Annotated in this window: 8 protein-coding genes; all 8 read right to left on the bottom strand. The window is 76.0% G+C overall.

The annotated features are described in order from the left end of the window. Positions 1 to 35: 35 nt before the first annotated feature. From Cch01nite_RS22750 to Cch01nite_RS13755, 8 genes are read right to left on the bottom strand one after another with little or no spacing between them, the layout of a single operon-like run. Positions 36 to 1,877 carry a zinc ribbon domain-containing protein gene (locus Cch01nite_RS22750; protein ID WP_239070530.1) on the bottom strand — a complete coding sequence of 614 codons (1,842 nt, stop codon included), beginning with the start codon at positions 1,875 to 1,877 and terminating at the stop codon, positions 36 to 38. Then, a complete protein-coding gene (locus tag Cch01nite_RS13785; protein WP_239070527.1) occupies positions 1,874 to 2,404 on the bottom strand; it encodes a phage tail protein in 531 nt (176 codons plus the stop codon). Before Cch01nite_RS13785 ends, Cch01nite_RS22750 begins: the two co-directional genes overlap by 4 nt. A gap of 10 nt (positions 2,405 to 2,414) precedes the next feature. After that, on the bottom strand, positions 2,415 to 4,361 hold the full coding sequence (locus Cch01nite_RS13780) for a putative baseplate assembly protein (RefSeq protein WP_203755792.1): 1,947 nt from the start codon (positions 4,359 to 4,361) through the stop codon (positions 2,415 to 2,417). A gap of 2 nt (positions 4,362 to 4,363) precedes the next feature. Further along, positions 4,364 to 4,777 carry a GPW/gp25 family protein gene (locus tag Cch01nite_RS13775; protein ID WP_203755790.1) on the bottom strand — a complete coding sequence of 138 codons (414 nt, stop codon included), beginning with the start codon at positions 4,775 to 4,777 and terminating at the stop codon, positions 4,364 to 4,366. A gap of 9 nt (positions 4,778 to 4,786) precedes the next feature. Next, a complete protein-coding gene (locus Cch01nite_RS13770; RefSeq protein ID WP_203755788.1) occupies positions 4,787 to 6,625 on the bottom strand; it encodes a VgrG-related protein in 1,839 nt (612 codons plus the stop codon). Continuing rightward, a complete protein-coding gene (locus Cch01nite_RS13765; RefSeq protein WP_239070524.1) occupies positions 6,612 to 7,472 on the bottom strand; it encodes a CIS tube protein in 861 nt (286 codons plus the stop codon). Before Cch01nite_RS13765 ends, Cch01nite_RS13770 begins: the two co-directional genes overlap by 14 nt. Continuing rightward, complete coding sequence (locus Cch01nite_RS13760; RefSeq protein ID WP_203755786.1) at positions 7,469 to 7,915, bottom strand: phage tail protein; 447 nt, start codon at positions 7,913 to 7,915, stop codon at positions 7,469 to 7,471. The genes Cch01nite_RS13765 and Cch01nite_RS13760 overlap by 4 nt, the downstream gene beginning before the upstream one ends. Before the next feature lie 49 nt (positions 7,916 to 7,964). Further along, positions 7,965 to 11,666, bottom strand: a complete 3,702-nt coding sequence (locus Cch01nite_RS13755; RefSeq protein WP_203755783.1) for a hypothetical protein — start codon at positions 11,664 to 11,666, stop codon at positions 7,965 to 7,967. Position 11,667: the final 1 nt, after the last annotated feature.

Genomic DNA, 11,667 nt, shown 5'->3' with positions numbered 1-11,667 from the left:
GCCGTCCGGCCCTGCCGTCCGGTCCGGCCGCGCCGTCACGTCCTGCCGCGGAACTCCACCTCCGCGATCGAGACGAACGTGTCCGGCGTCGCCCGGTACGTCGCGGCGATGGCCATGCGGATCGCGACCACGTCGTCGATCCCGAACGACGTGTTCTGCAGCCCCACCTTGTCCTGGAGCGGCACGTCGACGCTCTGCTGGGTACCGGCCGACGTGGTCACGACAAGCGACAACGTCTTCGGGCTCGACCCCGCGAGGTAGTCCTTCTCGACGTCGGACGCGCCCGGGGTCACGAGCAGCCGTGTCAGCCGGAACGGCTCGGCGAACGTGAAGTCGACGAACTGGCCCACCCCGTCACCGGGCGCCGCCGGGCTCCACGCCAGGTTGGTCGCGCCGTCGCGGATCTTGTCGGCCTCGTGGCCGGGCGCCTCGCTCGACGCGATCTCGCCGGTGGGGTTGACCGTGACGTTGCCCTGGATCCGGTCGAGCACCGTGATCCGGGCCTGGTTGATCTCGGGCCGGAACGAGAGCACGAGCGCGACGAGCGCACCGATCATGAAGATCGACACGACGGGCCGGGTGGGGAACCGGCGGCGAGCGCGCGGCCGGTACCCGGCGGCGGGGCCGTGCTTCGGCTCCGGCCGCCACAGGCGGCTCCACCAGGAGCGCCGGGCCTGCACCTTCGCGTCGACGAGGCTCGCGCCGCAGCGGCGGCAGAACTTGCGGTTCGGGGTGTTGCCCGCTCCGCAGCTCCCGCAGATCAGGTCGCCGGGCGCCGGCGGCGGCTCGTCGGCCGCGACCTTCTTCGGGGCGGGGGGCGGCTTGGGCACGCCCGGCCGGACGGCGGCCGGCTGGCGGGCCGCCGGGGTGCGCGGTGCGGGTGGGGGCGGCGGCGGGGCGACCAGGGCCGCGGCGGCCGCGATCCGTGCGTCGGGGGTCTGCGGGGGTGGTGTCGGGGTCGTCGGGCGGGCGGGGGCGTCGCCCGGGCGGGTCGCCGGGGGCGCGGAGGACGGCGTGACCATCGCTGCGGTCTCCTCGGCCGGACGCAGGCGCTCGGTGACGGGCGGACGGTCGACCGGGGTCGACGCGCCGCCGTGCCCGGAGCCCGCGCCCGAGCTCGGCCCCGTGCCCGACTCGGCGCGCGAGCCGGCGGTCACCGCGGCGGCGGCCGCCGTCGCCGCGTCCGAGGCTGAGGCCGGGGCCGACGCAGGTGCCGACGCCGTCGTGGATGCCGCGGGGCTCGCCGTGGCGGGGCCAGCAGCGGCGGGGCCAGCGCCGGCGGGGCCTGCGGTGGCCGGGGCAGCGGGAGTTGCGCCCGTGGGTGCGTCCGGTCCGGATCGCGACGTCGTCGGGCCCGACGTGGCCGCGGGCGGGGCGTCGGCGAGCGCGACGCCGGCCGCCTCGGCGCGGTGCGACGCGACGCGGGGGTGCGGCACCTCCAGCCCCGCGTCGGACGTGCCGTCCTCGACCGGGGCGACGACGGGGTCGGGGACGGCTGCTGCGCCGGCCACCCCGACGGCGTCGGGGCCGCCCGCCTGCGCGGCGAACGGTTCGGCGCGGACCGGCTCGGCGGCAGCGACGTCAGGAGCAGCGACCTCGGGACCAGCGGGTTCGGGACCAGCGGGTTCGGCCGCGACCCCCCACCGGCCCGCGGGCGCGTCGGTGAGCGGCGAGGCGCCCGCCGTGGGGGTCTCGACCGGCTCGGTGGGTACCGGCTCCGCGAGGGCGGGCTCGGCGGCGGCCGGCTCGGCGGCGGGCTCCTCGACGGGCGTCTCGACCGGTGCGCCCTCCTCGCCCCACTCCAGGTACGTGCCGCACTGACCGCAGAACAGCTCGCCGTCCTCGTTCCGGGTCCCGCACTCCGGGCACACGATCACTTGCCCACCTCCTGCACCTCGAGCGTGTGCGGCACGTGAGCCGCCTTGACCGCCGCGATCACGCGTTCGACGCGGCTTCTGTCCACGGGCCCCGACGCCCGTACCACCACGGTCATCGACGGGGTCGCGGAGCCGGGCAGGTTCCCGCCGGGCGCGGGCGACCAGGCCGATCCGCCGCTGTCCTTGACCTCGACCTCGCCGTCCACGACGAGCCCCACCGCCTCCGCGACCCCACGGGCGGTCCCGCGCCAGCGGTGCACGGCGGCCGCGCGCGCGACGATGTCGCGTCGGCGCTGCGTGCTCCACGTCTGGTCGGGCTCGATGCCGACCCACCCGCACAGCCACTCGAGGAAGTCGTCGGGCGCGAGCTGGGGGTCGAAGTAGCAGGCGAGCGAGTCGAGGGTGAGGTAGACGGGCGCGAGCATGTCGTCGAGCGCGCCGGTGAAGCGCTGCAGGAAGTCGTCGTCCTGCAGCACGACCGGGAGCCGTCCCGCGACGGGGACGGGCGACTGGAGCCCCTCGACCATGCCGCGCACGTCAGCTCGCCGCCACGACGCGCACCTGGTGCCGGAACGAGAAGCACAGGGCGTGCTTGTCGATGTCGATGCGCTGCACGGGGTCGCCGCGGCGGCCGGTGAGCGGGTCGGCGGCGAAGATCTTGACGTCCTCGACGATCTCGGTGCCGGGCAGCCGCTGCAGCACGGCGTACACCTCGCCGGCCTGCACGGGCCGCCCGAACGGCCACCCGTCGCCGTCGGGCCCGCCGCGCAGCGGGTCGAAGTACCGGTTGAGGGCGCGGACGGCCTCCGCCTCGAGCATCGGGACGGCCGCGCGCGGGCGGGGTGACAGCCGGGCGACGACGGTGACGCCCTGGTAGAACGGCGGCTCGACGATGACGCGGGCGCCGACGGGGCGGCGTTCCTCGAGGTGCTCCGCGATGGCGGCGAGCGAGTCGGGGGACGGGACGAGGTCCTCGAAGCGCAGGGACCCTTCGGCGTCGGGCTGGGCAGCGGGCACGACGAGCACCCGGATGCAGCCCGCGTCGGCCCCGTCGCCGGCGGCGACGGCCCGGACGCGGGCGACGTCCACGGCGGCGGCCCGGGCGATGTGCTCGTAGTCCTCCGCGGTCACGGCGCGGTCGCGCACGCGCAGCGCGAGGGGCCCGCGTTCCTTGGCCTCGTCGACGGTCTCGGCGGCGACACCGCCCGCGGCGGCCCGGCGGTTGGAGACCCGGTCGACGAACGGCAGCCCGCCGCGCAGCACCTGCACGGTGCCGGGGGCCACGTTGCCGTCGGGTCCGCCGCCGGTCCGGTAGCGCGGCAGCCGCAGCGGGGCGCCCTTCGGCGGGATCGCGCCGTACGCGCGCAGCGTGCCGTCGGGCTCGCGCACGGCGGGCCCGAACTGGATCTCGCCCGCGGCGCGGTCCAGCACGAACACCTCGTCGTCCGGCCCGTGGCCCGCGAACGACTCGACCTCGGTCCACTGCGCCCAGCCCGCCCCCGTGGCGACCTCGAGGATCGTCGGCGGCCCGGCGACCACGGGCCGGTGCTCCAGCGGGAACGCCTGCCCGGGCACCCCCTCCGACAGGCCGACGACCTCGTCGCGGACCGTCTCGGCGTGCACGGCGGCGACGGTGCCGCCGATGGTGAACGCCCCGGCCTCGCGGACCGTCGGGGACGCCCCGTACGTCGGGTAGCCCTCGTCGGGCTCGGTCACCCGGCACCGCAGCCACCCGGCCCGGGTGCCGCCGAGGACCGACGCGGTGTGCGTCGGCGGTACGTGCAGCACCACGTCGCCGGCGCGGTTGAGGCCGCCGGTGCCGTCGCTGTCGACGTCGCACGCGACCCACGTCTTGCCGTCCCACGCCTCCCACGCGAGCGGCGGCCGGCGGGGGTCCACGCCGACGCCCTGCACGCTGCAGTCGAACCGCAGCGCGACGACGCACGACGGTGCGGGGTCGTCGAGGCCGAGCAGCAGCAGGTCGTCGACCTGCGGCACGTCGGCGAACACGGGGAACGCGTCGCCCGAGCCGAGCTGGTCGTCGCGGTTCACCAGGTCGCCGCCGGGCCGTTGGGTCGCGACGTGGACGAGCCTGCGCGGCGGGATCTCCAGCGGGCGCACGGTCGTGAACACCACGGCCTCGTCGCGCTCGGTGCGGTTCGTCGCGGCCTCGGTGCCCTCGGGGACGACGACGACCTCGTCCTGCGGTGCGGACAGCCACATGACGACGTCGACCGTGGCGGCCCCGGCCGGGTGCAGGGTGACGCCGAGCAGCTCGAGGAACGCCACGTACAGGCGGTCGGGCACGCGGTTGAGCCGGTAGAACAGCTCGTCGGCCATGAACGCGACCGTCTCGATGAGCGTCACGCCCGGGTCGGACACGTTGTGGTCCGTCCACTCGGGGCAGCGGCGCTGCACCATGCGCTTCGCGTCGTCCACCAGGTCCTGGAACCGGCGGTCGTCGAGGTTGGGGGAGGGCAGCACGGTCAGGCTCCCGTCAGGGGTCGCTCGTCGGGGATCGTGTAGAAGGGGAAGACGAGGTTGCGCGGGTCGTTCGTGCCGCGGATCGAGTAGCCCACGTCGATGTAGAGGACGCCCCGGTCGACGTCGTCGAACCGGACCTGCACGTCCTGCAGCTCGATGCGCGGCTCCCACCGGTCGAGCGCGACCCGGACGGCGTAGGCGATCGCGCCGGCCGTCGTGGCGTCCGCGGGGGCGAACACGTAGTCGTGCACCGCGCACCCGAACTCGGGGCGCATCGGCCGCTCCCCGGGGGCCGTCGCGAGGATGAGCCGGATGCTCTCCTCGATCTCGTGCCCCTCCCGGGACAGCGCGACGCGCCCGGTGGCGTCCGACCGCACGGGGAACGACCATCCGGCGCCGATGAACTCCTGACCCATGGCGGCCCCCTAGTTGATCTTCACGATGGCGCCGCGGATGGTCGCCATGGCGTTGCCGGAGACCTCGACCTGCGCGTCGGCGGCGACCTTGACCTGGGCACCCTTGATGTCGGTGGTGGCCGTGCCCTGCACGGTGACCTGTGGGGCCTTGAGCGTGAGCGACTTCGTGCCCTCGACGGACACGTCGATCCCCTTGACGCTGACGTTGCCGGCCGAGGTCGTCACGGCGACGTTCTTCTTCGACTCGACCGTGACGTCCTGCTTCGCGACGACCTTGAGCGGCCCCTCGGAGAGGATCTCGATGAGGGCCTGGCTCTTCTGCACCATGCGGATCTTCTGCGCGCCGCTGCTGGTGGAGATCACGAGCTCCTCGGCGCTGGGCGTCTCGATGTACTCGAGGCGCATGCCGGTGCGCGAGAGGAACACCCGCTTCTGCACCTTGCCGTCGGGGTTGCCGTACTGCCCGGTCTCGGGCTTGTCCTTGCCGTTGTAGAGCCCGCCCAGCACGTACGGCCGGTCGGTCTCGCCGTTCTCGAACGCGACGAGCACCTCGTCGCCGACCTCCGGCAGCACGTACGTGCCACGGGTCTGCCCCGCGCCGAGCGCCACGACCCGCGCCCAGCCGCTCTGGTAGGTGTCGGAGTACATCGGCAGCTTGATCTTGACCCGGCCGAGGTTCTCGGGGTCCTTGATGTCGGTGACGATCGCCTGCATCACGCCCTGCTGGCCGCGGTGCCCGTTCACGGTCGCGCCGGTGACGGCGCCGAACAGCGACCGTTCGGAGGCGCCCGCGACGGTGAACGACGTGACGTACCCGGTGTCGGCCGAGAAGTCGTGCCGGACGGCGCTGAGCGTGTACTTCCCGTCGAAGGGGCTGCCCATCTGCCGCAGCGTCACGGCCTCGCCGGCCTTCATCTGCGGGTTGCCGTGCACTACGCCCTCCAGCTCGGCGAACCCGGACGCGAGCCGGTCGGCGAGCGACTCGGCCCGGCTCTTCACCTGCGCGGTCGTGACGAGGGTGGGCGCGGCCTCGACGAACTTCGGGCTGCCGAACGCGTTCGCGAGCTTGACGGGGGTGACGTCCGCGAGCTCGGCGCTCGACGTCTTCGCGGGGACGGCGACGACGACCTCCTTCTTGCTCTTCACGTCCCACCCGCGCACCTCGACCTCGGGCACCTGCCCGGCGGCCGTGACGGTCGCGCGCAGTGACAGCAGGTTGACCCCGCGCTCCAGCACCAGCGGGTTCTCGCGCGCCCCGTCGCTGCCGGACGGGGCTGTCGTCGCGAGGGTCGGCACCGCGAAGTTGAGCTTGCCGTCGACGACCCGGACGGTCGCGCCGATCTGCTCCGCGAGGGACTGCAGGAAGTCCCAGTCGTTCACGTTGTCCTGCGCCACGTGCTCCAGCACGCTCCCGGCGGTCACCGACCCGAGAGCGACGCCCGCCCGGCCCGCGACCTTCCTGACGATGTCGCCGGGCGTCATGTTCAGGTACGCCTCCATCCGGCGGCCGCGGAACAGCCGGTGCGACTTGTCGAGCCCGCGCACCACCGTGTGGAAGCCGTCCGGGTCGAGCTCCGCCTCGACGGCCGTGACCTCGCCCTTGAGCAGCGGCACCGGACCGCCCGGACCGCTCGACTGCACGGTGATCGCCACCTCGGCACCGATCTTGAGGCCCGCCTTCGTCAGCACCATCGCCTGCTCGTCGAGGAACCGCAGCACGAACATGTCGGGCACGTTCCGGCTCGAGTCGACGATCACGCTCGACAGCAGCGGTGCGATGTCGTCGGGCAGCGCCGTGCCGTCGACCTGCACGAGCGGTGTCGCGGCGTGCTCCTCACCGAACGGCATCGGCCACCTCCAGGGTGCGCGCGGGCAGGCCCGCGGTCGGCTGCTCGACGGGCCCGCTCGGTGTCGACGGCGGTGCCTGCTCGACCGGGCCGGAACGGCGCCCCGGGTCGTGCAGCAGGTCGCTCTGCGCCGGGAGCAGGAGCCGCCCGCCGGGCCGCAGGCGGGTCGGGTCGTCGATCCCGTTCGCCGCCGCGACGGCACGCCACAGGCCCGGGTCGCCGTACTCGCGGTACGCGATGGCCGGCAGGGTGTCGCCGGACACCAGCACGTGCTCGCGGTGCGGTGCCTGCCCGCCCGACGTCGGGTTCGTCTTCGGCGGCGCGCCCGCGAGCTCCTCGAGCGTCACCGAGCACGTGGCCCGGATGGGCAGCCCCTCCGCCGTGAACAACGTGTACTTCGCGGACACCGTCGACACGTACGCGAGGAAGCTCGTCAGGCCGCCCCAGCGGAACTGCACCCACGGCGGTGAGGCCTTCTTCGCGGCGAGCGACGTCGGCGTCGGCACGCAGCACTCGAACAGCTTCTCGACGTTCTTCACCACGCTGTCGTCGTGCGTGTCCGACGCGTCGAAGAACATCTCGATGGTCAGCTTCGACGGCTGCGGCCCCTGGAACTGCGGCGGCGAGGCCCGGTTGGTGCCCTTCGTCGTCGGCCGGGTCCACGAGACCGTCTTGGTGAGGGCCAGCTCCTTCGGGTTGAACTGGAACGCGATCTCGCCGAGCGACGGGCCGGCCTTGTCGAGCGCGCCGTCGGTCGACGGCTCGTTCATCTTGAGCGACGCGTGCACGAGGCTGCCGCCGCCCTTCGACGCGCCGGCGGCGCTGAACCCGACCGGGGACGGACTCAATTCTGGCCCCCCTTCGCCTTCGTGAACCCGTGGTGCGCGATCTCGACGGTCTCCGTGACGATCTTCGAGTTGTCCGGCTGCATCGACGGACCCGTCCAGCGCACCGGCACGATGCCTTCGAGCGACCACGTCGCGATGACGTCGCCGTGCGCGTTCTTCGCGACGATCGACCCGGTGTGCCGCGTGAAGCCCGTCGCCATCGACGAGATCCACGCCGCGACCTTCTCCGTGGACTTGCCCAGCGGCCGGGTCAGCTTGATGTTCGGGTACTTGATCCGCGTCGGGAGCTGCCAGACGAGCGTGTTGTTGCCGCCCTCCTCGCGCGTCTCCATGACGACCTCCGCGCCCAGGCCCTCGCACGACGTGAACTCGCCCAGGTCGGTCTTGTCGATCTTCACCTCGTAGCGGATGCCGATCGCGACGGCCGCCTCCTCGTCGATCATCGCGAGCACCTCCCCTCGGTCGTGCGTCGGCGGGTCGTGCGTCGGCGGGTCATGCGTCGGCCCTCATCCCGCGGCGTTCGCGGTCCACGAGGAGCTGCCCGCGCATCCGGCGCAGCATCGGCACCGTGAGCCGGCGGGCGAGGTCGTCCAGGTCGGCCGCGGACGCGCCGGCGAACGGCCCCCCGTGCGCGGCCCCACCGGGAGCTGCGGGCGCGCCGCCCCCGCCCGACGCCGGTGCGGCCGGCGGGGGCGGTGGTGCGTCGTCGACGCGCTGCACCGGGGCCGGCGGCTCGCTCGGCGGGGCAGGTGCGGGTGCGGCGGGCGGTGGCGGCGGCTGGACGACGGTCATCGACCCGGCGTCCGCAGCGCGCTGCACCGCGAGTGGACCGGCCCCGGGGGCGGCCAGGACGGCCGTCGCGGGGGCGGGCGGCGCCGTCGGTGCGAGCGGTCGGGCCGGTGCCGTCACGGGCGCGACGACGGGGTCGACGTGCGTCATGGCGACGACGGTCGGCGCCGGGCCCGGCCGGTGGGCGCCGAGCGGGGAGTCGCGCTGCAGGAGCGGGACGCTCGGTGCGTCGGCGAGCAGCGGCATGAGCTGGACGGCCCGCGCCGACGCGCCCGTCAGCGGGGTGCGGGCGACCGTGAGCAGGTCGCGGTGGTCGGCGAGCAGCCCGCCCGGTGACGCCGTCCGAGGCGCGGCCGACCCCGACAGCCGGCGCTGGACCGCCGGGGTCCCCGGGCCGGGGGTGACGTCCCCGGCCGACGTGGCGTCCGTGCTCGGGCCCGTCGCGACGACCGGGAGCTCGGCGACCGGTGCGGTGTGCGACCACGCGTCGCCGGCACCCACGGCCGGACCGGCAGCCGCCGGACCGGCAGCCGCTGGGGCGGCGACGGCCGGGGCGCGCTGGACGACACCCAGGTCCGGGCCCGGCGCCGAGAGGTCGCGCGGGGGTGTGCCCGTTCCGGGGACGGTCGCGGATCCCGGCGTCGACCCGCCCTGGATCGTGCGAGCGACGACGGGCGTGGTCGGCGACGTGCCGGCGGCAGGTGCGGGCGGGAGGGTCAGGGAGCCCGGCGTGCCCGGGGCGGAGGGCGTCGTACCGGTGGACGTGCCGGTGGACGTGCCGATGGGCGTGCCGGTCGATGTCGACGTGGGCGGGTGACGGGTCGGCAGGTCCGTGCTGGTCAGCGGGGCGCCGAGCCCGATGCGACGCTGCACGGTCGCCGGGCGGGCCGGGCCGGTGACCGCCGCGTCGGCGCCGGTCGGGCCGCTCGCCTGGCCGGTCGGTGCCTGGCTCACTGGGGCGTCGGCGGAGGTCGCGGACCTGCTGAGGCTCAAGGTGGGTGACGGCGTCGTCGTCGCGGTGGGGCCCGTCGGGGTCGTGACGCCCGTCGTCACCGGCAGGTCGGTCGGGGCGACGGGGACGTAGGTCGCCGAGCCGTCCGACGTGACACCGTCCGGCGTCGCCGACCCCAGCCACTCGTCGGGCGCGGACCACCCGTCAGCCGACCAGCTCCCGGGCGCGTCGGACGCACCCGAGGCGGCAGACGAGGCGCTGCCGCCGCTCGACGCGCCGCCCGACCACCCGTCCGCCCCGTCGTCGAGGCTCGCCCCGGCCGAGACGCCCGACGCGCCGCCCGCGGCAGCATCGGCCGACGACCCGGCCGACGACCCGGCCGACGACCCGGCCGCAGGCGGGACCAGGGGAAGCGGCTCGTCGGCGAGCCTCTGCACAGCCGGGACGTCACCGGCCCGCGCAGGCCCACCGGCCGACCCGTCGGCGAGCCTCTGCACACCGGGGAGCCCGGCGGCCCCCGCGCCTGCGCCTCGGCCGAGGATCGGCGTCGATCCCTCCGGCCCGGCGGACGGTCGGTCGGGCCGGTCGACCGCGCCGGTCCCGGCGGGCCCTGCTGCCGACGGCGACGACGTGGCGGACAGCCCGGGGACGCCCGTCGCGGCCGGCGGCGCCTCGATCGAGCGGGACACCACGGGAAGGTCCGACGAGCCGGCGGCATCGTCGACCGCCCGGGAGACGATGCCGCCGGTGGCCGGGACGCCCGGAGCTGCGTCGTCCGCTCCGGGCAGGAGCGGACCTGACGGGAGGTGGCTCGACAGGAGCGGGCCGGACGGGAGCGGGTCCGTGGGGGACGGACCGACCGGCGACAGGTCGGGATCGATCACCGGGACCGGGCCGGACGGGAGCGCACCGGTGCCGGCCGGCCCGGACGTCGACGAGCCGGGCAGGGGGGAACCGGACCCGGCAGCCCCTGAGCCCGTCGGGCCCGGCTCGACCGTGCCGGGGAGCGGGACTGCGGAGGCAGGGCCCGGACCGGCCGCGGGTGCAGCGGCACCGGGCTCGACGGACCTGAGCACGACGAGGTCGGGAGTAGACGCGCCGGGTGCCGACGGGGGTGCCACGGGGTGCGCCGGGCCGGCCGCCGACGCGTCGGCGGAGCGCGACACGACCGGGCCCGCGGCGGGGGAGGCGGTCGACGTGGCGGGGCTCGGCGCGGCCGCACCGGCGGGGTCGTCGGCGGGGCGCCCGACGGCGGCGCGCGAGACGACCGGCCCGGCCGCGGGGACCGACGACGGCGTCGTCCCCGACGCCGCCCCACCCGGCACCACCGCGCTCGACGCCGAGGAGGGGCCGTCGCCCGGCGCCCCGGACCGCCGGCCGGCGGCAGGGTCGGCGGCGAGCGGGAGGTCCGTGCCGACCGACGAGTCGGTGCTGCGTGCGACGACGGGGGCCGCACCCGACGAGGACCCGCCCGACGAGGCTGCGCCGCCCGACGAGGACGCGCCCGACGGGGCCGCACCTGACGGGACTGCGCCCGACGAAGCTGCGCCCGACGAGGCCGCGCCCGACGGGGCCGGGCCCGGGCCTGCGGAGCTCGACGTCGCGGCGCCCGGGCCGGTGTCGGCGGCGCCCGGGACCGCCGTGGGTCCTGGCGCGAGAGTCAGGTCGATGTCTGCCGGCGCCCCGTCGAGCGCAGCACGAGCCACCACGGGTCCGCCGCCGGAGGCACCGGAAGCGGACGAGCCCGACGCTGACGGATCTGTCCCTGACGCCCCCACGGCTGACCCGTGCGAGGACACCGATCCCGCGACGGCCCCACCGTCCCCCGGGGAACCGGGCTCCGACGCGGCGCTCGCGGCCGGCGGCACCTCGACGTGCGGTTCTGCGGCCGGCTGGAGGGTGGGCTGCACCCCGACGGGCGGTGCCCACGACGGATCGGGCTCCACGGCGACGGCCCGCACGGGGCGGACCCCGGCGGGCGCCTCGGCGAGCCGCTGGAGCGACCCGGTGCCGCCCGCGGCGCGGCGGGCGGGCGGCTCGGTGTGCGGGACGGGCGCCAGCACGGACAGGTCGACGTCGGCGGACCGCTGCACGGGTGCCGCGCCGCCGTCGTCCTCGGAGGCGACGACGCCGGACGGCGCCCGGGAGTCGACGACGTGCGACATCCCGGACGTGAAGGCCACCCCCTGCCGGGTGGGCAGGTCGGCGAGGAACGCGGTGGGCCGGCTGGTCAGCTCGACGGGGTGGATCGTGCGCTGCAGCGGCGGGAGGAACGCCCACCCGGCGCGCGACTCGGACGGCGGGGAAGGCGCAGCGGGAGCAGCGGGACCGGGGGCGACGACCTGACCGCCACCCCCCGACCCCTGCGAACCAGCGCGGCGTGCCGTCGGGTTCCCGGTGCCTTCGTCAGCACCGCCGTTCCCGCCGTCCCCCCGCTGCCAGGGCCACCGCACG

Source organism: Cellulomonas chitinilytica, from assembly GCF_016862675.1.
Lineage (GTDB): Bacteria > Actinomycetota > Actinomycetes > Actinomycetales > Cellulomonadaceae > Cellulomonas > Cellulomonas chitinilytica.
The sequence above is the reverse complement of the archived record's forward strand: the minus strand, read 5'-3'. Positions and strand labels throughout refer to the sequence as shown.